The following is a 23,062-nucleotide window of genomic DNA, read 5'->3' as shown; positions in this document are numbered from 1 at the left end:
TTCAGGGGCGGCCGGGTACCCGCGGCGAGCGGGACGTGGCCGCCCAGTGGAAGAGCGCCATGCCGACGCTGGTGGCCAGGTTGTAGCTGGAGACCTGCGGACGCATCGGCAGGGCGACCAACTCGGCGGCGCGTCCGCGCAGTTCGTCGGAGACGCCGTGGCGCTCCGAGCCGAAGACGATGAGCGCGTCGTCGGGGAGTTCGACGGAGCGGATGTCCTTGCCCTCCGGGTCGAGGACGTACAGCGGTCCCGGCGGCAGCGCGTCGGCGGCCGTACGTTCCACCGCGGTCGCGTAGTGCAGTCCGGCGCCCGCGCGCAGGGCGTTGGGGTGCCAGGGGTCGAGATCTCCGGTGCTGACCACGCCGGTGACGCCGAATCCGGCCGCCAGCCGGATCACCGCCCCGACGTTGCCGAGATTGCGCGGGCTGTCCAGGACGACGACCGGTGCCTGCCGGGGCCGTTCGGCCAGCAGCGCCAGATTGGCCGCCCGGTCGCGCCGGTCGGCGAGCGCGGCCACCGCGGTGGGGTGCACCCGCGTCACCAGCCCGCGCAGCGCCGCGGCGGGGATCTCGGTGACGCGCGCCGCCAGCTCCTCGGCCAGGTCGGGGGCCAGCTCCGCCGCGAGGCGCAGCGCGGCCGCCTTGTCGCTGCTGACCGCGGTGCGCACGCGGGCGCCGAAGCGCAGCGCGTGCTTGAGGGCGTGGAAGCCGTCGAGCAGCACCGCGTCCGGCGCGGCGGCCTGCCAGGCGAGGACGGCGGCCGTGGCGCTTGCGGTGGCCACGTCGGCCCCGGGGGCCTGGGCGGGTTCGGTCGCCGGGTCGGGTTCGGTCGCCGGGTCGGCTTCGGCTGCGGCGCCGGGTCGGTGGGCGGCCTCGTCCTCGGTCATGGCCTCAGCGTACGGTGCGGCCCGCCTGCCCGATCACGTCATGTCACGGCGCTGGGCGGCGGTGGTCCCACGGCCGGTTCCCCCGGCCCGGCGGACGCGTCGTCGGGGGCGGTGCGCTGCCCGTGGACCACCGGCCGCGGGCGCGCGGCACCCGGCCGCAGCCGCCGTACGAGCCGGTCCCCGGCCCAGACCAGGAAGGCCGTCGGCAGGAACACCGCGTCGGCGGCGATCATCGCGAGGGAGAAGAAGGGCAGGCCGAGCACGACGGCGATCGAGGCGTGCTCCAGCATCATCGCGACCAGCAGCACGTTCTTCACCCGGCGGTTGAACAGGGTGAAGGGGAAGGCGACCTGGACGATGACCGTGCCGTAGGTGATGAGCATGACCATCAGCTCATTGCCCGCCAGGGCGTGCGACAGGGCGGGCCAGGGGGTGAAGTCGTCCAGATGGAGCGGGTAGTAGAGCGCGGTGCCGTCCTGCCAGCGGCTGCCCTGGATCTTGTACCAGCCCGCGGTGGAGTAGATCAGGCAGACCTCGGCGACGATCACGAGCATCGCGCCGTTGTGGATGACGTTGGCGATGATGTCGAGCACGGTGCGCGGCTCGCCGGGCGCGACCCGCCGCACCGCCCACCACAGCGCCTGGACCAGCCAGAAGAGCCAGAACAGCACCGCCCATCCGGTGCTGAGCTTGCCGAACAGCGTCGCCGCCACGAGCGCGAAGCCGAACACCGCCCACAGGGCGACGCCGACCGGATCGGCGCCCGGCTCCGCGTCGGACGCGGAAACGGCCGTCGGTCCGGCACCCGCCTCGGCCGCCTCCCCGCGGGCCGCGCGGCGCCGGTCGAGCGACCAGACCTGGCCGCAGCGGGTGAAGACGAGGTAGATCGCCATCAGGTGGATGACGTTGTCGCCGCCGTCGCCCTCGAAGACGCTGCGGTTCTGGAGCGACAGCACGCCGATCATGAAGAACACCGACGCGGTACGGGTCCGCCAGCCCAGGAGCAGCATCGCGCTGGCGACGATCGCGAAGGCGTAGACGCACTCGAACCAGGCGCGGCCGTCGTTCCACAGCAGCACGGTGAAGGCGTGGTTCCCGGCGACCAGCCGCTTGGCGAGGTCCCAGCTCCAGGGCGCGTCGGGGCCGTACAGCTCGGCGCGGTGCGGGAATTCGCGCAGCAGGAACAGCAGCCAGGTCAGCGAGAAGCCGATCCGGATGATCGCGCTCTGGTACGGGCCGATGGCCCGGCCGGTGATGGCGTTGATCCCCCGCGCGACGGCGCGGTCGAGTCCTTTGCCGAGTCCGGCGAACGGCGAGGGGACGAAGGAGTCGCGCGCGCTCACGATGCGTTCTCCTGACCGGCGGGCGCGGTGGTGACCGGCCACCAGGGCAGTTCCCGGTAGTAGGGCTGGGTGCCGGTCTGCTGCCCGTTGCCCGACGGCGGCGGGACCGCGGTGGTGGCGGAACGTGCCTGCACGCGGACGACGTCACCGCCGTTGAGCCGCGGGCCGAAACGCTCCTGCAAAATCCGCTGGAGATACGTACGGCTCATGTCGCTGCGGTCGCCGCCGGTGGGCTGCTCCTTGTCGTCGTGGGTGTCGGTGTAGAAGCTCCAGGCGCGGCGCAGCTCGTTCTGCTGGGTGTGGCTGGGGGCGGGGTTGTGCCGCATCGCGGCGACGTCCATCGCGGTGAGGTCGACCCAGCCGGTGGTGGAGAGGCTGCCGTCGGGCTTGCGGACCTCGGCGCGGGCCTGCACATGGATGTTCTGTTGCAGCGGGTCGGGCGCGAACAGCTTCCAGTTCTGCTCGAACTCCGGATAGACGTAGTCGTCGACCGCCGCGCCGTGCTCCCTGCTGAGCGTGTTCGAGGGCGCGACGTGCAGGAACACCATGCCGAGGTGGTACAGCGCGCCCACGACGACCGCGCCGATCGCCAGGGCGACGGCTATGCGCGCGGGCGTGGACAGCGCCGCGGTCCGGGGCGGCGGCCCCTCGAATGACTCCATCGTCTCTCCGCTCTCACCCGTGCCGGGCACGCACGCCTGCCGGGCAGCACGCTACCCACCGCAGGTCCCGGCGGGGACCATACCGAGTTATCCACAGGCGTGGGAGGTGGCCTTGACACCCTTCGGCCCGCCACCGACCATGGAATGAACCGAACGATCGGTCGGTCGGTTGAGGAGTCGGCCGGCCGGTCGTCCGATGGAGCCGGTGACGGTGACGGGACGGGTGGTCGAGCCCGCGCCGAAGCCCGAGTGGCACGCCTGATGGCACCGATGACGGTGATGACGAAGGAGGGGTCCGCATGACGACGACGGCAGAGCCGGCGGCGACCGCAGGGGAGGCGGTGGCGGCAGGGCAGGACGCCTTCCTGGCCGCGTTCGACGCCGCGGTGGCCGAGGACGCCAGGATCGAGCCGCGGGACTGGATGCCGGACGCCTACCGCGCCACCCTCGTCCGCCAGATGGCCCAGCACGCGCACTCCGAAATCATCGGGATGCAGCCGGAGGCCAACTGGATCAGCCGCGCGCCCTCGCTGCGCCGCAAGGCGATCCTGATGGCCAAGGTGCAGGACGAGGCCGGGCACGGGCTCTATCTGTACAGCGCCGCGGAAACCCTCGGGGTCAGCCGCGAGGAGCTGCTCGACAAGCTGCACGCGGGCCGCCAGCGCTACTCCTCGATCTTCAACTACCCCACCCTGAGCTGGGCGGACGTCGGCGCCATCGGCTGGCTGGTGGACGGCGCCGCGATCACCAACCAGGTGCCGCTGTGCCGCTGCTCCTACGGTCCCTACGCCCGCGCGATGGTGCGGATCTGCAAGGAGGAGTCCTTCCACCAGCGGCAGGGCTACGAGCTGCTGCTGACGCTCAGCCGCGGCACCCCGGCGCAGCACGCGATGGCGCAGGACGCGGTGGACCGCTGGTGGTGGCCCTCGCTGATGATGTTCGGCCCGCCCGACGACGAGTCCGCGCACTCCGCCCAGTCCATGGCCTGGAAGATCAAGCGGCACTCCAACGACGAGCTGCGGCAGCGCTTCGTGGACATCTGCGTCCCGCAGGCCGAGGTGCTGGGGCTCACCCTCCCCGACCCCGACCTGCGGTGGAACGAGTCGCGGGGCGGCTACGACTACGGGGCGATCGACTGGACGGAGTTCCAGGAGGTGCTGCGCGGCAACGGGCCGTGCAATGAGGAGCGGATCGACCGGCGCCGCGCCGCACACGACAACGGCGCCTGGGTCCGGGAGGCGGCCACCGCATACGCGGCCAAGCACGGGGAGGCACGGGCATGACCGAGCAGACGGGCGGCGACTGGCCGCTGTGGGAGGTCTTCGTCCGCAGCCGCCGCGGCCTGAGCCACAGCCACGCGGGCAGCCTGCACGCGCCCGACGCGGAGATGGCGCTGCGCAACGCGCGGGATCTCTACACCCGGCGGGCCGAGGGCGTCTCGATCTGGGTGGTGCCGTCGTCCGCGGTCACCGCCTCCTCCCCCGACGAGAAGGACCCGTTCTTCGAATCGGCCTCCGACAAGCCGTACCGGCACCCGACGTTCTACGAGATCCCGGAAGGGGTGAAGCACCTGTGAACACGGCACCGAACCCCGCACCGGGCCCGGCCACGGCTGCGGCTGCGGCTACGGCTACGGCCTCTTCTACGACCACGGCATCGGCCACCGCGGCGCGCCCCGCACGGGCCTCCGCCCCCGCCGCGCTCGCGCTGGGCGACGACGCGCTCGTGCTCGCCCAGCGGCTGGGGGAGTGGGCGGGGAACGCGCCGGTCCTTGAGGAGGACGTCGCCCTTACCAATATCGCGCTCGACCTGCTGGGGCAGGCCCGCACCCTGCTGTCGCTGGTCGGCGACGAGGACGAGCTGGCGTTCGGCCGCGAGGAGCACGAATTCCGCAATGTGCAGCTCGTGGAGCGGCCCAACGGGGACTTCGCCGAGACGATCGTGCGGCAGCTCTTCTTCTCCGTCCACCAGGAGCTGCTGTTCACCGCCCTGGCGGCCGGGGACGGCGAGCTGGCGCCGCTGGCCGCGAAAGCGGTGAAGGAGGTCGCCTACCACCGCGACCACGCCGAGCACTGGACACTGCGGCTGGGCGACGGCACCGAGGAGAGCCACCGGCGCACGCAGCGCGCGGTGGACGGCCTGTGGCGCTACACCGGGGAGCTGTTCGAACCGCTCGACGGGCTCGGCACCGACCTTCCGTCGCTGCGCGAGCCGTGGCTGGAGCGCGTCACCGACGTCCTGCACCGGGCCACGCTGGAGATACCCCAGGGTGTCGACCGGACGCCGTGGTCGGCGGGGGCCGGACGGCAGGGTGTGCACACCGAGGCGTTCGGCCGGATGCTCGCCGAGATGCAGCACCTGCACCGCGCTCACCCGGGTGCGTCATGGTGACCGGGAGCGCGCCCGCCGCCGAGGCGACGAGCGCGCTGGAGAAGGAGCTGCTGCGGCTGGCCGGAGCCGTGCCGGATCCCGAGCTGCCGGTGATCTCGCTGGCCGAGCTGGGGGTGCTGCGCGACCTGCGGGTGACCGGGCCCGGCCGGGTCGAGGTCGAGCTGACGCCGACGTGGACGGGCTGCCCGGCGCTGGACACGATGGCCACCGACATCACCGAGGTGCTGACCGAGCACGGCATGTCGGACGTCGAGGTGCGCACCGTGCTCTCCCCCGCCTGGTCGACCGACGCGATCAGCGCGGAGGGCCGCCGCAAGCTCGCCGAGCACGGTGTGGCGCCGCCCCGCCCGCTGGCCGGCGCGCGACCGGCAGGCGGCGGGCCCGTCGCCGTGGAGCTGACCGTGCGCTGCCCGCACTGCGGCTCCACCGACACCCGGCTGCTCAGCCCGTTCTCGTCCACCGCCTGCAAGGCGCTGCGCCGCTGCGAGTCCTGCCGCGAGCCCTTCGACCACTTCAAGGAGCTGTGAATGTTCCATCCGCTCCGGGTGACGGAGGTCAGCCCGCTCACGGACGACTCGGTGACCATCGCCTTCGAGGTCCCCGAGGAGCTGCGCGCGGAGTACCGGTACGCGCCGGGGCAGCACATAGCGATCCGCCGGTTCGCCGACGGGGTGGAGATCCGCCGCACGTATTCGCTGTGCGACCCGGTGCTGCCCGAGGAGGGTTTCGGGAACGACGGCGTGGAGACCGGGCCGCGGACCCTGCGGGTGGGGGTGCGGCTGGTCGAGCAGGGGGAGTTCTCCACCTACGCGCTCAAGGAGCTGGCCGCGGGCGATGTGCTGGAGGTGATGACGCCCGCGGGGCGGTTCGTGCTGGAGCCGAGGCCGGGGCGGTTCGCCGCGGTGGTCGGCGGCAGCGGCATCACACCGGTGCTGTCGCAGATCGGCACCGCGCTGGCGCGTGAGCCGGGGGCGAGTTTCTGCCTGGTGCGCAGCGACCGTACGGCGGCGTCCACGATGTTTCTGGAGGAGGTCGCGGACCTCAAGGACCGCTGGCCCGACCGCTTCCACCTGGTGTCCGCGCTGTCCCGCGAGGAGCAGCAGGCGGGGCTGCCGTCGGGGCGGCTGGACGCGGAGCGGCTGACGGCGCTGCTCCCGGCGCTGATGCCGGTGGCGGCGGTGGACGGCTGGTATCTGTGCGGCCCGCTGGGACTGGTCGGCGCGGCCGAGCGGGCGCTGCGCACGCTGGGTGTCCCCCGGTCCCGCGTCCATCAGGAGATCTTCCATGTGGACGAGGTACCGGCGGCCGTCACCGCGGCCGAGCCGATACCCGGCGGCGGCACCGTACGGGCGACGCTCGACGGCCGCGGCGGTCAATGGCCGTCCCTGGCAGGGGAGTCGGTGCTGGAGACGGTGCTGCGCAACCGGTCGGACGCCCCGTACGCCTGCAAGGGCGGGGTCTGCGGGACCTGCCGGACGCGGCTGGTCAGCGGCGAGGTGCGGATGGACCGGAACTACGCGCTGGAGCCCGAGGAGACGGAGGCCGGATATGTGCTGGCCTGTCAGTCGCACCCGGTGACTTCCGTCGTCGAGGTGGACTTCGACGCTTGACCGCCCTAATCTGACGCATCGTCAGAATTGGTGGCGGGAGGAGCGGATCGTGGACTTCGGCTTCACCGAGGAGCAATTGGCGGCGGTCGAGGCGGCGAAGTCCGTCTTCTCCGGGGTGGCGGTGGACGGGGTGCCCAGCCCCGCGCTGACCCCCGGCGCGGTCGCCGAGGACTTCGACCGCGCGCTGTGGCGCAAGCTCGCCGACGGCGACCTGCTGAGCCTGACGCTGGACGAGGCGTACGGCGGGGCGGGGCTCGACCCCATCGCGCTCTGCCTCGTACTGCGCGAGGCGGGGCGGGTGCTGGCGCGGGTCCCGCTGCTGGAGAGCTGCGCCGGGGCGCTCGCCGTCCAGCGCTACGGCTCCGCGCCCCTGCGCGAACGGCTGCTGGCGGCGGCCGGTCGCGGCGAGACCGTCCTCACCGTCGCCGCCAACGGCCGCAGCGGGCACGACGGGGCCGAACTCGCCGTCCGGGCACAGCGGGTGGACATCGGCGGCACCGACGGCGGCGGCTTCGTGCTCGACGGGGTGCAGACCGGGGTGCCGTGGGCGCGGAGCTGCGACCTGGTGCTGGTGCCCGCGCACACGGCGGACGGCGCGGCGGTGGTGGCCGTCGTTCCCCTGGACGCGGAAGGGGTGGCGCTGGCGGAGCAGGTCTCCACCAACGGCGAGCGGTTCGCCGAGGTCACGCTGGACGGTGTGGGGGTGCCCGCGACGGATGTGCTGGACGCGGACGGCGCCTGGGAGTGGCTGCGGCAGGCGCTGACCGTCGGCACCTGCGCGCTGGCGCTCGGGCTGGGGGAGGCGGTGCTGGGGATGACCAGCGCGTACGCCTCGAAGCGGCAGCAGTTCGGGTATCCGATCGCCACGTTCCAGGCGGTCGCGGTGCAGTCCGCCGACCGTTACATCGACCTGCGGGCGATGGAGGCCACCTTGTGGCAGGCGGCCTGGCGGCTCAGCACCTCGGCGCCCGGACCCCTGCCGGTCGCGGGTGATGTGGCGGTGGCGAAGATCTGGGCGGCCGAGGGCGTCCGCAGGGTCGTACAGACCGCGCAGCACCTGCACGGCGGATTCGGCGCGGACACCGACTATCCGCTGCACCGGTACCACGCGTGGGCCAAGCAGTGGGAGCTGGCGCTGGGCCCGGCCGCGGCCCACGAGGAGGCGTTGGGCGACCTGATCGCCGCCCATCCGCTGACCACGTGACCCCTGCGGGGCTGCTTACAGGACGAAGCCGTCGCTGCCGCTGCCGTCCACCACCGGGCGGCCGGCGGCCTCCCAGTCGAGCATGCCGCCGCTGACGTTCACCGCGTCCACGCCCTGGGCGATCAGGTACTGCGCGACCTGGGCGGAGCGACCGCCGACGCGGCACACCACGTGCACCCGGCCGCCCTCCGGCACCTCACCGATCCGCGAGACGACCTCGCCCATCGGGATGTGCACGGCGCCCTCGGCGTGACCGGCCGCCCATTCCTCGTTCTCCCGCACGTCCAGCAGGATCGCGTCGGCCGGTACGGCGGCGGCATCCACCGCGGGCAGCTCAGAGCGGAACATCGGACGCGGCCTCCTGGGCACGAAATCGCGGCCCGCGAAACCGCGGCCCGCTCACCTTGGCTCACCAGATCACTGGCTGACCCGAAAAAACCTACCTCAGCCCCCAACCACCCCCCGCCCCGCCCGATTCCCCGGGGTCCCCCGGCCCCCGCACCGGGACCGGGCCCGCAGGGGGCGTCCGGGCGGAAGCGCGGGTCGTGCGAGCGGGCCGCGAGGCGCTATTCGGGGTCGCGGACCAGTTCCGCCAGGCGGGCCTCGCGTTGGGCGACCTGGGTCAGGAGCTGTTCGGCGATCTCGTTGAGGAGGGCGTCGGGGTCGTCCGGGGAGAGCTTCATCATCTGGCCGATGGCGCTCTCGTCCAGCTCGACGGCGATGGCGGCCAGCTTCTCCTTGCGTTCGGCCAGCCACTCCAGCCGGGCGTAGAGGACCTCGGCCTCGCTCGGCAGCTCCTCGTCCGCGACGGGACCCGCGTCCCACTCCGCGGACAGGGCGCGCAGCGTGTCCTCGTCGGCGTAGGCGTACGCCTCGTTGACGCGGGCGATGAAGGCGCTGCGGCGCTCCTTCTCCTTCTCGTCCTGGGCGAGGTCGGGGTGCGCCTTGCGGGCCAGCTCGCGGTAGAGGCGCTGCGCCTCCTTGCCGGGGCGGACGCGGCGCGGCGGGTTCGGGTCGTCGACCGGCCGTACCCCGTCCGTGCCGAGCAGCCCGCCGAACAGCTCCTCGACGCCCGGCATCGGCATCACCAGCGCCCTGGCCTCCCAGGCGCGCTCGATGTCCTCCCGCTCACCGCTGTGGGCGGCGACGGCCTCCGCGACCAGCGCGTCCAGTTCGTCCAGCCGCGCGTACATCGGGCCGAGCCGCTGGTGGTGCAGCCGGGAGAAGTTCTCCACCTCGACCCGGAAGGTCTCGACCGCGATCTCGAATTCGATCAACGCCTGCTCAGCCGCGCGTACCGCCTTCGCCAGCCGATCCTGCGAGCCGGGCTCGGAGGGTCCGGCGAAGGTGGCGGAAGAGGCGGAGGACTCGGTTCCTGAGCTGTTCGTCACTCGGACAGCCTAGGCCCTGCACGGCCGATCTTCGCGGGGCCGCGGGGCGCGGCAGCGCCCGCCCGCACGGATCACGCCACGGTGCCCCGCCCACCTGCGCCGACCCGCGCGCCCGCCCCCGTACGGGCTCGCACCGCCCCGGCCCTGACACCGCCCTGACAACCCGGACGCCCCGGGCAACCCGGACACCCCGGACACCCCGGACACCCCGGCCGGGGAACCCCCCTACACCCCGGCCGGGGAACCCCCTACACCCCCAGCTCCGCCGGCAGCCGCCCCGACCGGACCGCCGCCAGCAGCTCCGCGTGGTCCGCCTCCGTACGGTCCGCGTAGCCGACGGCGAAGTCCGCGACGGCCTCGTCCAGCGCCTCGCCCTTGCCGCAGTAGCCCGCGATCAGCCGGGGGTCGGCGCTGTGGGCGTGCGCCCTGGCCAGCAGGGCGCCGGTCATCCGCCCGTAGTCGTCGAGCAGGCCCGGCTCCAGCCCGGCGGGATCGACGCTGCCCTTGCGGTTCCTGAACTGCCGCACCTGGTACGGCACCGCGTCCATGTCCGTCCACCCCAGCAGGAAGTCGCTCACCACCTGCATACGTTTCTGGCCCAGCACCACTCTGCGGCCCTCGTGCCCCACCGGACCGGCCGGAAATCCGGCCTTGGCCACGTACGGCAGCAGCGCCGACGCCCTGGCCTCCTTGATCTGGAGCACCAGCGGCTCTCCCAGGTGGTCGAGGAGCAGCACCACGTACGAGCGGGTGCCGACGCTTCCGGTGCCGACGACCCGGAAGGCCACGTCGTGGACGGAGTAACGGGCGAGCAGCGGCAGCCGGTCCTCGCCGACCGTCCGCAGATAGCCGTCCAGGGCGCCCGCGACCGCCGTCGCCTCGCGGTCCGCGACCCGGCGCAGCACGGGCGGCGCGTCGGTGAAGCGCCGCCCGCCGCCGTCCACGGCCGCCGTGGCCTTCGCCGCGAATCTGGCGCTGGTGTTGGCCATGGCCTTCGCCGAGACCCGCTCGATCGTGCCGAGCAGGTCGCGGGCGTCGGCGTGGGTGACCAGTTCCTCGTCGGCGATGGCGTTCCACGCGTCGAGCACGGGCAGCGTCGCCAGCAGCCGCATCGTCCGCCGGTACGCGCCCACCGCGCCGTACGCCGCCGCCCGGCACACGTCCTCGGCCGCGCCCGCCTCCCGCCCGGCCAGCACCAGCGAGGCCGCGAGCCGTTTGACGTCCCACTCCCAGGGGCCGACGACGGTCTCGTCGAAGTCGTTGATGTCCATGACGAGACGGCCGCGGGCGTCGCCGTAGAGGCCGAAGTTCGCGGCGTGCGCGTCACCGCAGATCTGCGCGCCGACACCGGTCACCGGGCTGTCGGCGAGGTCGGCGGCCATCAGCCCGGCGGACCCGCGCAGGAAGGCGAAGGGGCTCGCCGCCATGCGGCCGACGCGCAGCGGTATCAGCTCGGGTATCCGGCCCGCGTTGGAGTCGTGGACGGCCCGGAGCGCGGCCGAGGTCCAGGGCGCGGCCGAAGTCCAGGGGGCGGCCGAGGTCCGGGGCGCGGCCGAGGTCCAGGGCGCGGTCGCCGCGAGCGCGGCGGCCACCGCAGGGACGACGTCCGCCGTGTCGCGCCACATGCCGGAGGGCGGCCGGCCGTGCGCGGCGCGCGGCACCTTCTCCCGCAGCGCCTTCCCCGCCCGCTTCGGCGACGCCCCGTGCGGCCATCGCGCGAATCCCGCCACATGCGGCACTCTCGAATCCACCGGTCACCCTCCCCACCGCCCACGTCAACGGACGGACGCCAAATCCCCACCGCCGGGGGTAATCCGGCCAATAGGTCGACCCCGCACAGGGTTTCGTGCTTGCCTTGACGTCAGGACCCTACTCAGCGCCGAACCGCAGGTGCACGACGTTGGACGAGATCACCCGGCAGCCCGCAGCCAGCGACGCAGAACACCGGACGGACCGCTCCGCCCGCTACGAACAGCGCGAACAGCAGGACCTCCACGACCAACCGGAGCATCCGGAACCCCGGGCCGACGAGTCGGCACAGGCAGACCGGCCGCGCCAGGGCACCGAGCGGCACCCACGGCGCGACCCCCATGCCTCCGACCACCCGCCGACCGGTGGCAGCGACACCAGCAGCCGTACGGAGGACGTCGATACGGACAGGGCCGGTACGGAGCACGCCGGTACGGACAGCGTCCGTACGAGCCTCGACGCGCCCCACAGCGCAGGTCGCGACAGCGCAGGTCACGAAAGCGCGGGTCCCCACACGCGAGTGTCCGACGGCCAGGGTCCCCATGCCCAAGGCCCCAACGCCCCAGGCCCCACCACCCAAGTCCCCGGCGGCCGGAGCGCCAACGGCCGGAGCCCGCTCGGCGACGGCCTCACCGGCGTGGCCGCCCTGCTGCGCCTCGCCGTCCTCTGCGTCGACCCCGACGGCCGGATCTCGTACTGGAACCGCGGCGCGGAGGAGCTGTTCGGGCACCGCTGGGATCACGTCTTCGGCCACCGGGCCTCGGGGCTGCTGACGCCCGCCCGGTCCGCCGCGGGCGTCGCGCGCACCTCGTCCTCGCCGCACCAGGACACCCTCGACCTGCTGGACGACCTCACGCAGCCCGCGTGGGCGGGCGCGCTCGCGGCCACCGACCGGGACGGCGCGCTGAAGGACGTCCTGTGGTGGACGTACCGCGTCGCCGAGCCGGGCGGACGCAGCCTGCTGGCCATCGCGGCGCACGCCAAACCGCTGCGCACGGGCGGCCTGCGGATCGCGCTCGGCGGTCGCTTACTCCCCTACACCGCGGAAGGCCCGCAGCGTCAGGACATCTCGGTGGCCGCCGTCCTGGGCAGCGTCGCCGACCCGGCGCAGGCGCTGGCCCTCGCGGCCCGGCTGGGCACCGTACTGCCCGGCGTCAGCGCGGGACGGCTCGACCGGCTCGTCCGGCAGATCGCGCCGCTCGGTCCCCCGGCGCTCGAAGTGGACGGCGGCACACGGCTCCCGGTCACCCCGCACGACTACGCCCGCATGGCCGCCGCCGCCCGCGCCGACCAGCAGGACCCGTCCCTGCGCAGGGAGTTGCTGCCCGGCCCGCGCCCCGGAGCGGAACACGGCCCCGGACCCGCACCCGGACCCGGCCACGACCCCGGACCCGGCCACGACCAGCCCCCCGACCAGACCCCCGGACACGCCGCCGCGTACGGCCCCGGCCGCGACCCCGAGTACGTCCACGGGGCGAACGGCGGCGCGGAGGCCGCCCCCGCAGGCGACCGTTCCAGCGCCTCGGCACTGACCGCCGTGCCCTTCGCCTCCCTCACCTCCCTGACCTCCGACCTCGGCCCCAACGGCTCGGCGGACGCCCTGACCGGCCAACAGCCGCTGTCCCCGACCGAGTTCACCCCTGGTCTCGCCCCCGGCTTCGCGCCCGGCCTCGCTCCGGTCCTCAGCGGCCCGCCGTCCGTCCAGCCGCTCGGCACGCCACCGGGCCAGGCCCCCTTCGGCCAACCGCCCTTCGGGCAGGCCCCGTTCGGACCCGAACCCGGCGGCCCCGCGTCCGGCGCCCACCCGCTCGGCGGCCACGTACTCGGCCGCCCCTACGGCTCCCACCTGCCGGGCACCGCGCTGGACGAGCAGTTGGCGCTGCTGCGCGAGACCGGCGCGGTGGTCGGCTCCACGCTCGACCTCCAGACCACCGCCCGCGAGCTGTGCGCGGTGACCGTGCCGCGCTTCGCGGACTTCGCGGCCGTCCTGATCGTGGACCAGCTCTTCTCCGACTCCGAGCCGCCCAAGGACGACCGCCCGGCCGCCACCGTGCTCGTCCGGCGCGTCGCCATCGCCCACGACGGACCGCCCGGACCGTGGGAAACGGCCCTGCCGGAGGGCGAGTTGCTCTCCCTCGCCGTCGACGGGATCGTGCCGCGGCTCGGCGATCACGTCCTCGTTCCCGTCGTGGACTCCTCGGTCGCACCCGACATAGCGCTCGACCTCGGCGTGCCCGCGCTCGGCCCGCTGCTGCCCGGACACTCGATGATCGTGGCGCCGCTCACCGCGCGCGGCACCGTACTGGGCCGGGTCTGCTTCCTGCGCGGCCCCGGCCGCCGCCCGTTCGACGCGCGGGACGCCGCCACGGCCACCGAGGTCGTCGCGCGCGGCGCCGTCCACATCGACAACGCCCGCCTGCACCGCCAGGAATCGCGCGCCGCCGCCACGCTGCAACGCTCGATGATGCCCACCCGGCCGCCGCGGATTCCCGGTGTCCGGATCGCGCACCACTACATGCCGGGCGACCGGCAGGCCCAGGTCGGCGGCGACTGGTTCGACGCCATCCAACTGCCCGGCGGGCGTGTGGCGTTGATCGTCGGCGACGTGATGGGCCACGGCCTTCAGGCCGCGGCCGTGATGGGCCAGTTCCGTACGGCGGTCATCACCATGGCCGCCCTGGACCTGCCGCCCGCCCAGTTGCTGCGGCACCTGGACAACCTCGCGCACCGGCTCGGCACCGAACACCTCGCCACCTGCGTCTACGCCGTCTACGACCCGATCCACCGCAGCCTCACGCTCGCCAACGCCGGTCACATCCCGCCGGTCCTGGTCGGTTACGACGGGCGGGCCGAGCTGCTGGAGATCCCCGGCGGCGCGCCGATCGGCGTCGGCGGGGTGCCGTTCGAGACGGTGGAGATCCCGGTGCCCGACGGCAGTTGGCTGGTGCTGTGCACGGACGGCCTCGTCGAGGTGCGCGGCCAGGGCATAGACGCGGGGCTCGCCGCGCTGTGCGCCACCGTCATCGAGCCGGAGCAGACCCCCGAGGACGTCTGCGCGCAGATCCTCGCGCGCCTGCACTCGGAGGACCGCAGGGACGACGTGGCGCTGCTCGTCGCCCGGTTCGAGGGCATCGCGCCGCGGGACGTGGCCGAGTGGACGCTGCGGCTCGACCACGCCGAGGTCGCCACCGCCCGCGACCTGACCCGCCGCCAGCTCGCCGCGTGGGGCCTCGAACGCCTCAGCGACACCACGGAGTTGCTGGTCAGCGAGCTGGTCACCAACGCGATCCGGGCCGCCTCGTACGAGGTCGAGCTACGGCTGATGCGGGTCGGGAAGCTGCTGGTCGAGGTCAGCGACGACAACCACAATCTGCCCCAGTTGCAGCGCGCGGACGCCGACGACGAGCAGGGGCGCGGGCTGGCGCTGGTGTCGAATCTGTCGCGGCGCTGGGGCACCAGCAGGAAGGCGGTCGGGAAGGTCGTCTGGTTCGAACTTCCGTTGCCCGCTTGATACCGTTGCGTCCCACAACGGCGCAGGTGGAGACGGGATGGAGTGGCCGCGATGTCCGCACGGGAGGCGTCCGTGGAGAGCATCCAGCGGGAGTTGACCGCCTTCGCGCGCCGGGCGCGGGCCACGGCCGCGCGCATGCACCCCGAGCTGTCGCTGGTGTCGTTCACCATCCTCGCGCACCTGGAGGAGCAGCAGGGCTGCCGGGCGACGGACCTCGCCGCGCACTATCTGCTCGACAAGTCCACGGTCAGCCGCCAGGTGGCCGCGCTGGAACGGCTCGGGTACATCGAGCGCCGGGTGGACGCCACCGACCACCGCGTGCAGGTGCTGCACCTCGCGCAGCACGGGATCGACACGCTGGCCGCGGCGCGGGTCAGCCGCAAGGAGATCTTCCAGGAGCGGCTGGCCGCCTGGGACCCGGAGGATCTGGCGCGCTTCGCCGCGTATCTGGTCCGCTACAACGCGGACGCGGCGGCGCACCCGCTGCCGTAACCCGCGGGCGGCCCCGTCCTACAAGGTCCCGTCCAACAAGGACCCGTCGCACAGGGGCCCGTCACGCACGGGCCCGTCACGCGCAGCCTCGTCAAGCACGGGCCCTTCAAGCGAAAACGGCCCCGCCCGCGACCTGCACGGTCGCGGGCGGGGCCGCTACGAGCCCGACTCTACGTCAAGCGCCGCGTCGAAAACGACGGCGTCACGTCAGAGGTTGACGCCGAAGTCCTGGGCGATACCGCGCAGGCCGGAGGCGTAGCCCTGGCCCACGGCCCGGAACTTCCACTCGGCGCCGTTGCGGTACAGCTCGCCGAAGACCATCGCGGTCTCCGTGGAGGCGTCCTCGGTGAGGTCGTAGCGGGCGATCTCGGCCCCGCCGGCCTGGTTGACGACGCGGATGAACGCGTTGCGCACCTGGCCGAAGCTCTGCTGACGGCTCTCGCCCTCGTAGATCGAGACCGGGAAGACGATCTTGTCGACCTCGGCGGGCACGGTGGCCAGATTGACCTTGACCGCCTCGTCGTCGCCCTCGCCCTCACCGGTGAGGTTGTCACCGGTGTGCTCGACGGAGCCGTCCGGGCTCTTGAGATTGTTGAAGAAGATGAAGTGCTTGTCCGACAGGACCTTGCCCGTGGCGTCGAGCAGCAGCGCGCTCGCGTCCAGGTCGAAGTCCGAACCGGTGGTCGTGCGCACGTCCCAGCCCAGGCCGACAGTGACCGCCGTGAGTCCGGGGGCCTCCTTGGTCAGTGAGACATTGCCGCCCTTGGAGAGGCTGACACCCATGGTGTATCTCCCTGCTCAATCCGGCGCGGGCCGCGCCACTTGACGATTCCTTTGCCCAATGACTCCAACGCACACCACCCTGCACCGGTTCCCGCCCCGATGCCACCGTTCGCCGCCGTTCGATCCCCCGGGCCTTCAGTACGTCACCGGGATGCGCCGCGCGGGGCCGTCCGCCGTGACCGATCCGCGGGGATCGGCGGGGGGAAGGCGACCTGCCGGCCGGAGCCGGCCTGCCGGGGAATGAGAAACGGACCCCCGGCCGCGACTTTCGTCACTTCCGGAGGCCCGTGTCGTCGGTACCTCTTTGTGCGCGAGGGGGGAGTTGAACCCCCACGCCCTTTCGGGCACTGGAACCTGAATCCAGCGCGTCTGCCTATTCCGCCACCCGCGCATGGGTGTTGCCGTTTGATTCTCACACACGGTCCGGACCGGTGGGTCCGAGTGGTGTGGGAGGGCCTCCCGACATGCAGAAGATTAGCACGAGGTCCGGGGTGGAATCACATGCGTTCGGGCGGCCCGGGGAGTGCCGGGAGCCGGGCGGGGGCAGGTGGGAGAGGGACCCGGGGGCGGTGCGGGACACTGGGAGGGGACAGGGCGGCGGTGAACGACGGCGAACCGGGCACCATGGACAGAACGCGCATCTACCATCCCAGTGGGGGACGGCGGAGGAGGCGCGGGCGGTGTGAGGGTTGACACTGCCCGGTCCAGGGGATTCGGGGAACCACAGGTTTTTCCCGCGCGTGGATACGATCAGTAAGCAGTATCGGAAATCGTTGGGCCGGAAGGTCGCGAGGAGGGAGGTGCCCCGTGGGAGTACTGAAGCGCTTTGAGCAGCGCCTGGAGGGCCTGGTGAACGGCACCTTCGCCAAAGTGTTCAAGAGCGAGGTGCAGCCCGTCGAGATCGCGGGCGCGCTCCAGCGCGAGTGCGACAACAACGCCACGATCTGGAACCGTGACCGCACCGTCGTGCCCAACGACTTCATCGTGGAGCTCAGCTCCGGCGACTTCGAGCGGCTGAGCCCGTACGCGGTGCAGCTCGGCGACGAGCTGGCCGGGATGGTCCGCGACTACGCCAAGCAGCAGCGCTACACGTTCATGGGCACCATCAAGGTGCACCTGGAGCGGGCCGACGACCTGGACACCGGGCTCTACCGGGTGCGCAGCCGCACGCTGGCCTCCAGCGAGTCGCAGCACCAGGGCGGCGCGCCCCAAGCCGCCCACCAGGCCGCCCACCAGGCCCCGGCCGCCCCCTCGTACCAGCAGAGCCCGCAGCACCAGCCGCAGGCGCCGCAGCGTCCGACGTACGCGCAGCCCGGCGGACCGCAGCGGCCCTCGGGTCCGCCGCCGATGCCCGCGGCCCCGCCCCCCGGCGGCGGTGGCGCCCGTCACGGTGTGGCGCCCGTCACGCGGCTGCCCGGCACCGGCGCTCCCGCGGGGGCCCCCGGCGCGGCCACCCGCCGCTGGATCGAGATCAACGGCAACCGCCACCAGATCTCCCGCTCGACGCTCGTTCTCGGCCGTTCCACGGAGGCCGACGTGCGGGTGGACGACCCGGGCGTATCGCGCAAACACTGCGAGATCCGGGTCGGAACGCCGTCCGTGGTCCAGGACCTCGGGTCGACAAACGGCATTGTGGTGGACGGACAGCACACCACGCGCGCTACGCTCCGCGACGGCTCCCGCATTGTCGTGGGGAGCACCACCATCGTGTACAGGCAAGCCGAAGGGTGAAGCGGGGGCAATGTCAGAGCTGACCCTGACGGTCATGCGGTTGGGTTTCCTCGCCGTTCTGTGGCTGTTCGTGATCGTCGCGGTGCAGGTCATCCGCAGCGACCTCTTCGGTACCCGGGTGACCCAGCGAGCGGCGCGCCGCGGGGACGGCCAGTCGCGCCCTCCGCAGCAGCGCCAGCAGCAGGCCGCCGCCGCGCAGGCCCAGCCGCGGCAGCAGCCGCAGAACAACCGCCAGCGCCGCGGCGCCCCCACCAAACTGGTGGTCGCCGAGGGCTCGCTCGCGGGGACGACGGTCGCGTTGCAGGGCCAGACGATCACCCTCGGCCGGGCACATGACTCGACGATTGTGCTCGACGACGACTACGCGTCCAGTCGGCATGCCAGGATCTACCCGGACCGCGACGGCCAGTGGATCGTCGAGGACCTCGGATCCACGAACGGCACCTATCTGGACCGGAACCGGCTGACCACGCCGACCCCTGTCCCGCTGGGTGCGCCGATCCGCATCGGCAAGACCGTCATCGAGCTGCGGAAGTAGTCGCACTATGGGCGAGCGGAGCCACGACGCGCGAGCGAGAGGGTGGGCAGCGTGCGGATGTACCCGGAGCCGACGGGGGAGGTGCGCATGTCTTTGAGCCTGCGTTTCGCCGCCGGTTCGCACAAGGGCATGATCCGCGAGGGGAACGAGGACTCCGGCTACGCCGGTCCGCGTCTGCTCGCGATTGCCGACGGCATGGGCGGACAGGCCGCCGGCGAGGTCGCCTCGTCCGAGGTGATCTCCACCATCGTGACGCTCGACGACGACATCCCCGGCTCCGACATCCTCACCTCGCTCGGCACCGCCGTGCAGCGGGCCAATGACCAACTGCTGCACATGGTCCAGGAGGACCCGCAGCTCGAAGGCATGGGCACCACGCTGACCGCGCTGCTGTGGACGGGCCAGCGGCTCGGCCTGGTGCACGTCGGCGACTCCCGCGCGTATCTCCTCCGGGACGGCGTCCTCACCCAGATCACCCAGGACCACACCTGGGTGCAGCGGCTGGTCGACGAGGGCCGGATCACCGAGGAGGAGGCCACCACCCACCCGCAGCGCTCCCTGCTGATGCGCGCGCTGGGCAGTGGCGAACACGTCGAGCCCGACCTGTCGATCCGCGAGGTGCGGGTCGGCGACCGGTATCTGATCTGCTCCGACGGCCTGTCCGGCGTCGTCAGCCACCAGACGCTGGAGGACACCCTCGCCGGGTACCAGGCGCCGCATGAGACCGTGCAGGAGCTGATCCAGCTCGCGCTGCGCGGCGGCGGACCCGACAACATCACCTGCATCGTCGCGGACGTGCTGGACACCGACGACGGCGACACGCTGGCGGCGCAGCTCAACGACACCCCGGTGGTCGTCGGCGCGGTCGCCGAGACCCAGCTCCCGCTGAGCGACCCGCGGCACCTCCAGACCCCGGCGGGGCGCGCCTCCGAGCTCGGCCGTACGCCCCCGCCGCAGCAGCAGGGCCCCGCGGGCTCCTTCGGCCCGCCCGGCAGCGGCGACCCCGGCGCGGCCGGCGCCGCGCCGCTGGGCACCTTCGGGTCGTACGACGACGACGGCCAGACCAAGCCCGCCAAGACCCGTAAGTGGCCCAAGCGCACGGCGATCACCGTCATCGTGCTCGCCGTCATCGCCGGCGGTCTGTACGGCGGTTACGCGTGGACGCAGACGCAGTACTACGTCGGCGCCAAGGGCGACCACGTCGCCGTGTACCAGGGCATCGACCAGAAGCTGGCCTGGATCAAGCTGTCGAAGGTCCACAAGGACCGCCCCGACATCGAACTCAAGTACCTACCGGCCTACCAGCAGAAGCAGGTCCAGGACACCATCGCGCTCAGCAGCCTCGGCCAGGCCGACGACAAGGCCGACGAGCTGGCGACGCAGGCCGGTGTCTGCAAGAAGGTCGCGACGGCCAAGACCCTCGCCGACCAGGCCAAGGCGGCGGCGAAGGCCGCCGAGGACAAGATGCCCGCAGCGGGCACCACCGGCACGCCGGGTGCGAAGAAGAGCAGCGCCACCCCGACGGCGGACCCCACGCCGCCGCTGACGCCCGACGAGAAGAAGCTGGCCCAGCAGTGCGGTACGAGCCAGCAGTAGCGGCTGGTCGCGCACCGGAAGCCCCGCGGGGACCGGCGAGCGCGCCGGCGGCGGGACCAGCAGGAGGAGTCGGCTCGTCATGAGCGCCAGCAACACCACCACCATCACGTCGATCGGCGCGCCCAACCGTCGCAACACCGAACTGGCGCTGCTGGTCTTCGCGGTGCTCATCCCGGTCTTCGCCTACGCCAACGTCGGGCTCGCCAAGAACGACTCGGTCCCGGCGGGGCTGCTCAGCTACGGCCTCGGCCTCGGCCTGCTCGCGGGGATCGCGCACCTGCTGGTCCGTAAATTCGCGCCGTACGCCGACCCGCTGATGCTGCCGATCGCCACGCTGCTCAACGGCCTCGGCCTGGTGCTGATCTGGCGGCTCGACCAGGAGCCGTCGCTGGGCAAGGCCATGGCGCCCAACCAGCTCATGTGGTCCACGCTCGGAGTGGCGCTCTTCGTCGGCGTGCTGGTCTTCCTCAAGGACCACCGCATCCTCCAGCGGTACACGTACATCTCGATGATGGTGGCGCTGGCCCTGCTGGTCGCGCCGATCTTCTTCCCCGGGGTGAACGGCGCGAAGATCTGGATCACGCTGCCGGGCATCGGCTCGCTCCAGCCCGGTGAGTTCGCGAAGATCGTCATCACCGTCTTCTTCGCCGGATACCTGATGGTCAAGCGGGACGCGCTGGCGCTGGCCAGCCGCCGCTTCATGGGCCTGTACCTGCCGCGTGGCCGCGACCTCGGCCCGATCCTGGTGATCTGGGGCATCAGCCTGCTGATCCTGGTCTTCGAGACCGACCTCGGCACCTCGCTGCTCTTCTTCGGCCTGTTCGTGATCATGCTGTACGTCGCCACCGAGCGGACCAGCTGGATCGTCTTCGGCCTGCTGCTCAGCGCGGGCGGCGCGGTCGTCGTCTCCTCGATCGAGCCGCACGTCAAGGAGCGCGTCCACAACTGGCTGCACCCCCTGCAACTGGCGTCCAACGGCGGTGTCACCGAGACCGCGCAGACGATGTACGCGTTCGGCTCCGGCGGCATCTTCGGCTCGGGACTCGGCCAGGGCTACTCCCGGCTGATCGGCGGCATCGCGCCGAAGAGCGACTACATCCTCGCCACCGTCGGCGAGGAGCTGGGCCTGGCGGGCCTGATGGCCGTCCTGCTGCTGTACGCCCTGCTGATCGAGCGCGGTGTGCGGACGGCCCTCGCGGCCCGCGACCCGTTCGGCAAGCTGCTGGCGATCGGCCTGTCGGGCGCCTTCGCGCTCCAGGTCTTCGTGGTCGCGGGCGGCGTCACCGGGCTCATCCCGCTGACCGGTATGACCATGCCGTTCCTGGCGCAGGGCGGCTCCTCGGTGATCGCCAACTGGGCGCTGGTCGCGATCCTGCTGCGGATCAGCGACACCGCCCGCCGTCCGGCCCCGAGCCCGGCTCCCTCCCCCGATGCCGAACCGACCCAGGTGGTGCGCACCCAGTGAACAAGCCTCTCCGACGGGTCGCGGTCTTCTGCGGTCTGCTCGTCCTCGCCCTTCTGCTGCGCGTGAACTACGTGCAGTTCGTCCAGGCCGACCAGCTCTCCAACGACGTGCACAACCGCCGGGTCGCCATCAACCAGTACGCCCAGCCGCGCGGCGACATCATCGTCGACGGCGGCAAGGCGATCACCGGTCACACCGAGACCACGGGCAGCGACTTCAAGTTCAAGCGGACCTACGTCGACGGCCCGATGTGGGCGCCGGTCACCGGCCACGCCTCGCAGGCGTTCGGCACCACCTTCCTCGAAGGCGTCGAGGACAAGTTCCTCACCGGCAACGACGACCGGCTGTTCTTCAACCGCACCATCGACCTGCTGACCGGCAAGGAGAAGCAGGGCGGCAACGTCGTCACGACGCTGAACGCCAAGGCGCAGAAGGCCGCGTTCCAGGGCCTGGGGAACAAGAAGGGCGCGGTCGTCGCGCTCGACCCCGGCACCGGCGCGATCCTGGCCATGGCGAGCACCCCGTCGTACGACCCGTCGACCATCGCGGGCAACTCCAAGACCGACGAGAAGAACTGGGTCGCGCTCGACAAGAAGAACGACCCCGACGACCCGACGCAGAACCGCGCGCTGCGCCAGACGTACCCGCCGGGTTCGACGTTCAAGCTGGTGACGGCCGCCGCGGCGCTGGAGAACGGCGCGGTGACCGACATCAACGCGAAGACCGACACCCCGCTGCCCTACATCCTTCCCGGCACCACGACCCCGCTGAAGAACGAGGGCAACATCCCCTGCAAGGAAGCGTCGCTGATCGACGCCCTGCGGGTTTCGTGCAACACCGTCTTCGGCCACCTGGGCGCGGACAAGGTGGGCCTCCAGGCGATGGTCGACGAGGCGGAGAAGTTCGGCTTCAACAAGGAGCAGTTCGTCCCGGTCCGCGCGAACGCCAGCAACTTCGACACCAAGATGACCAAGGACCAGGTCGCGCTCTCCTCCATCGGCCAGTTCGACACCGCGGCCACTCCGCTCCAGATGGCGATGGTCGCCTCGGCCATCGCCAACAACGGCAAGCTGATGAAGCCGTACATGGTCGACAAGCTGGTGGCGCCGAATCTGAGCACCATCTCGCAGACCAACCCGAGCGAGATGTCGCAGCCGCTGTCGCCGGAGAACGCGCAGAAACTCCAGACGATGATGGAGACGGTGGTCAACTCCGGCACCGGCACCAACGCCAAGATCTCCGGCGTCAAGGTCGGCGGCAAGACCGGCACCGCGCAGAACGGCATCAACAACGAGGGCACGCCGTACGCCTGGTTCGTCTCGTACGCGATGACCGACCAGGGGTCGCCGGTCGCCGTCGCGGTCGTCGTCGAGGACGGTGCGGCCAACCACGACGACGTCAGCGGTGGCGGTCTGGCCGCGCCGATCGCCAAGAAGGTCATGGAGGCCGTCCTCAACAAGTGAGGGCCCGCCGCCCGGCAGGCCCGGTCCCCGGCACGGTCCCCGGCCCGGCGTCGAACCCGGTGTCAGGCCCGGTCCCGGCGCCGGAAACGGTCCGGAGACCGCCCCCGGGACCGGCGCACGTACCGGACAGGTACCGGTCGGGTATCGGCGGGCGGGCAGGGCGCGAAGGGACCAGAAACGCCCGGTAGCGTATGCCCGAGCATCCGCAGGGCACGGCATTACCGGTTTTGGGTCAAGAACGGGTTTG

The 23,062-nt window shown here is 72.3% G+C and carries 20 protein-coding genes and 1 tRNA gene; 13 read left to right on the top strand and 8 right to left on the bottom strand.

The features are described 5' to 3' along the window. Position 1: 1 nt before the first annotated feature. From ACIP4Z_RS06630 to ACIP4Z_RS06620, 3 genes are read right to left on the bottom strand one after another with little or no spacing between them, the layout of a single operon-like run. The gene (locus tag ACIP4Z_RS06630) at positions 2 to 886 is read right to left on the bottom strand and encodes a TrmH family RNA methyltransferase (protein ID WP_401305519.1); all 885 of its coding nucleotides are present in this window, start codon (positions 884 to 886) and stop codon (positions 2 to 4) included. Between the two features lie 38 nt (positions 887 to 924). Next, a complete protein-coding gene (locus ACIP4Z_RS06625; protein ID WP_401305517.1) occupies positions 925 to 2,229 on the bottom strand; it encodes an HTTM domain-containing protein in 1,305 nt (434 codons plus the stop codon). Then, entirely contained in the window at positions 2,226 to 2,891 is a 666-nt protein-coding gene (locus ACIP4Z_RS06620) for a DUF5819 family protein (protein WP_355336715.1), read from the bottom strand. The genes ACIP4Z_RS06625 and ACIP4Z_RS06620 overlap by 4 nt, the downstream gene beginning before the upstream one ends. Before the next feature lie 299 nt (positions 2,892 to 3,190). Here ACIP4Z_RS06620 and paaA point away from each other — a divergent pair, with 299 nt between their 5' ends. The 6 genes from paaA to ACIP4Z_RS06590 are packed head-to-tail and all read left to right on the top strand — an operon-like array spanning position 3,191 to position 8,096. Then, positions 3,191 to 4,174, top strand: a complete 984-nt coding sequence (gene paaA, locus ACIP4Z_RS06615; RefSeq protein ID WP_391041937.1) for a 1,2-phenylacetyl-CoA epoxidase subunit PaaA — start codon at positions 3,191 to 3,193, stop codon at positions 4,172 to 4,174. Next, a complete protein-coding gene (paaB, locus tag ACIP4Z_RS06610) occupies positions 4,171 to 4,467 on the top strand; it encodes a 1,2-phenylacetyl-CoA epoxidase subunit PaaB (RefSeq protein ID WP_188279883.1) in 297 nt (98 codons plus the stop codon). The genes paaA and paaB overlap by 4 nt, the downstream gene beginning before the upstream one ends. Beyond that, positions 4,464 to 5,282, top strand: a complete 819-nt coding sequence (paaC, locus tag ACIP4Z_RS06605) for a 1,2-phenylacetyl-CoA epoxidase subunit PaaC (protein WP_401305514.1) — start codon at positions 4,464 to 4,466, stop codon at positions 5,280 to 5,282. Before paaB ends, paaC begins: the two co-directional genes overlap by 4 nt. Beyond that, positions 5,276 to 5,809 (top strand): 1,2-phenylacetyl-CoA epoxidase subunit PaaD, encoded by a 534-nt coding sequence (gene paaD, locus ACIP4Z_RS06600; RefSeq protein WP_391041941.1) that lies wholly within the window; start codon positions 5,276 to 5,278, stop codon positions 5,807 to 5,809. Before paaC ends, paaD begins: the two co-directional genes overlap by 7 nt. Further along, entirely contained in the window at positions 5,810 to 6,892 is a 1,083-nt protein-coding gene (locus tag ACIP4Z_RS06595; RefSeq protein WP_401305511.1) for a 2Fe-2S iron-sulfur cluster-binding protein, read from the top strand. A 49-nt stretch (positions 6,893 to 6,941) separates the two neighbouring features. After that, complete coding sequence (locus ACIP4Z_RS06590) at positions 6,942 to 8,096, top strand: acyl-CoA dehydrogenase family protein (protein WP_401305509.1); 1,155 nt, start codon at positions 6,942 to 6,944, stop codon at positions 8,094 to 8,096. 15 nt (positions 8,097 to 8,111) lie between these two features. Here the strand turns inward: ACIP4Z_RS06590 and ACIP4Z_RS06585 are convergent, their stop codons facing one another. From ACIP4Z_RS06585 to ACIP4Z_RS06575, 3 genes are all read right to left on the bottom strand, one after another. Further along, the gene (locus ACIP4Z_RS06585) at positions 8,112 to 8,444 is read right to left on the bottom strand and encodes a rhodanese-like domain-containing protein (RefSeq protein ID WP_355336710.1); all 333 of its coding nucleotides are present in this window, start codon (positions 8,442 to 8,444) and stop codon (positions 8,112 to 8,114) included. A 218-nt stretch (positions 8,445 to 8,662) separates the two neighbouring features. Then, on the bottom strand, positions 8,663 to 9,487 hold the full coding sequence (locus ACIP4Z_RS06580; RefSeq protein ID WP_355336709.1) for a hypothetical protein: 825 nt from the start codon (positions 9,485 to 9,487) through the stop codon (positions 8,663 to 8,665). A 248-nt stretch (positions 9,488 to 9,735) separates the two neighbouring features. Next, positions 9,736 to 11,238, bottom strand: a complete 1,503-nt coding sequence (locus ACIP4Z_RS06575) for a DUF2252 domain-containing protein (RefSeq protein ID WP_401305507.1) — start codon at positions 11,236 to 11,238, stop codon at positions 9,736 to 9,738. 149 nt (positions 11,239 to 11,387) lie between these two features. On the opposite strand from ACIP4Z_RS06575, the gene ACIP4Z_RS06570 reads away from it, so the two are divergent. Together ACIP4Z_RS06570 and ACIP4Z_RS06565 are read left to right on the top strand one after the other, a co-directional pair. Further along, entirely contained in the window at positions 11,388 to 14,747 is a 3,360-nt protein-coding gene (locus tag ACIP4Z_RS06570) for a SpoIIE family protein phosphatase (protein WP_401305505.1), read from the top strand. Between the two features lie 51 nt (positions 14,748 to 14,798). Beyond that, positions 14,799 to 15,239: a MarR family winged helix-turn-helix transcriptional regulator gene (locus ACIP4Z_RS06565; RefSeq protein ID WP_401305503.1), complete on the top strand. Its 441-nt coding sequence runs from the start codon at positions 14,799 to 14,801 to the stop codon at positions 15,237 to 15,239. Positions 15,240 to 15,446: 207 nt separating this feature from the next. Here ACIP4Z_RS06565 and ACIP4Z_RS06560 read toward each other — a convergent pair whose 3' ends face one another. Together ACIP4Z_RS06560 and ACIP4Z_RS06555 are read right to left on the bottom strand one after the other, a co-directional pair. Then, positions 15,447 to 16,022, bottom strand: a complete 576-nt coding sequence (locus tag ACIP4Z_RS06560) for a TerD family protein (RefSeq protein ID WP_355336705.1) — start codon at positions 16,020 to 16,022, stop codon at positions 15,447 to 15,449. 307 nt (positions 16,023 to 16,329) lie between these two features. After that, positions 16,330 to 16,413 (bottom strand) — tRNA-Leu (locus tag ACIP4Z_RS06555). A gap of 416 nt (positions 16,414 to 16,829) precedes the next feature. Between ACIP4Z_RS06555 and ACIP4Z_RS06550 the strand changes: the two genes are divergently transcribed. From ACIP4Z_RS06550 to ACIP4Z_RS06530, 5 genes are all read left to right on the top strand, one after another. Continuing rightward, entirely contained in the window at positions 16,830 to 17,753 is a 924-nt protein-coding gene (locus ACIP4Z_RS06550) for a DUF3662 and FHA domain-containing protein (RefSeq protein WP_355336704.1), read from the top strand. A 10-nt stretch (positions 17,754 to 17,763) separates the two neighbouring features. Further along, the gene (locus ACIP4Z_RS06545; protein ID WP_355336703.1) at positions 17,764 to 18,291 is read left to right on the top strand and encodes an FHA domain-containing protein; all 528 of its coding nucleotides are present in this window, start codon (positions 17,764 to 17,766) and stop codon (positions 18,289 to 18,291) included. A 57-nt stretch (positions 18,292 to 18,348) separates the two neighbouring features. After that, positions 18,349 to 19,887 (top strand): Stp1/IreP family PP2C-type Ser/Thr phosphatase, encoded by a 1,539-nt coding sequence (locus tag ACIP4Z_RS06540; RefSeq protein ID WP_401306020.1) that lies wholly within the window; start codon positions 18,349 to 18,351, stop codon positions 19,885 to 19,887. Between the two features lie 79 nt (positions 19,888 to 19,966). Continuing rightward, entirely contained in the window at positions 19,967 to 21,352 is a 1,386-nt protein-coding gene (locus ACIP4Z_RS06535; protein ID WP_355336702.1) for an FtsW/RodA/SpoVE family cell cycle protein, read from the top strand. Continuing rightward, on the top strand, positions 21,349 to 22,815 hold the full coding sequence (locus ACIP4Z_RS06530; protein WP_355336701.1) for a penicillin-binding protein 2: 1,467 nt from the start codon (positions 21,349 to 21,351) through the stop codon (positions 22,813 to 22,815). The genes ACIP4Z_RS06535 and ACIP4Z_RS06530 overlap by 4 nt, the downstream gene beginning before the upstream one ends. Positions 22,816 to 23,062 lie beyond the last annotated feature (247 nt).

It is taken from the genome of Streptomyces sp. NPDC088910, assembly GCF_044749865.1.
In the GTDB taxonomy this organism is placed as follows: domain Bacteria; phylum Actinomycetota; class Actinomycetes; order Streptomycetales; family Streptomycetaceae; genus Actinacidiphila.
Note: the sequence above shows the minus strand (reverse complement) of the source record. Positions and strands in the feature narration are given on the sequence as shown.

Coding starts and splice junctions, on each gene's coding strand:
- ACIP4Z_RS06565 (WP_401305503.1), top strand. CDS start 14,799: ATGTCCGCACGGGAGGCGTCCGTGGAGAGCATCCAGCGGGAGTTGACC.
- ACIP4Z_RS06540 (WP_401306020.1), top strand. CDS start 18,349: ATGTACCCGGAGCCGACGGGGGAGGTGCGCATGTCTTTGAGCCTGCGT.
- ACIP4Z_RS06630 (WP_401305519.1), bottom strand. CDS start 886: ATGACCGAGGACGAGGCCGCCCACCGACCCGGCGCCGCAGCCGAAGCC.
- ACIP4Z_RS06535 (WP_355336702.1), top strand. CDS start 19,967: ATGAGCGCCAGCAACACCACCACCATCACGTCGATCGGCGCGCCCAAC.
- paaD (WP_391041941.1), top strand. CDS start 5,276: ATGGTGACCGGGAGCGCGCCCGCCGCCGAGGCGACGAGCGCGCTGGAG.
- paaB (WP_188279883.1), top strand. CDS start 4,171: ATGACCGAGCAGACGGGCGGCGACTGGCCGCTGTGGGAGGTCTTCGTC.
- ACIP4Z_RS06595 (WP_401305511.1), top strand. CDS start 5,810: ATGTTCCATCCGCTCCGGGTGACGGAGGTCAGCCCGCTCACGGACGAC.
- ACIP4Z_RS06585 (WP_355336710.1), bottom strand. CDS start 8,444: ATGTTCCGCTCTGAGCTGCCCGCGGTGGATGCCGCCGCCGTACCGGCC.
- ACIP4Z_RS06560 (WP_355336705.1), bottom strand. CDS start 16,022: ATGGGTGTCAGCCTCTCCAAGGGCGGCAATGTCTCACTGACCAAGGAG.
- ACIP4Z_RS06620 (WP_355336715.1), bottom strand. CDS start 2,891: ATGGAGTCATTCGAGGGGCCGCCGCCCCGGACCGCGGCGCTGTCCACG.
- paaA (WP_391041937.1), top strand. CDS start 3,191: ATGACGACGACGGCAGAGCCGGCGGCGACCGCAGGGGAGGCGGTGGCG.
- ACIP4Z_RS06545 (WP_355336703.1), top strand. CDS start 17,764: ATGTCAGAGCTGACCCTGACGGTCATGCGGTTGGGTTTCCTCGCCGTT.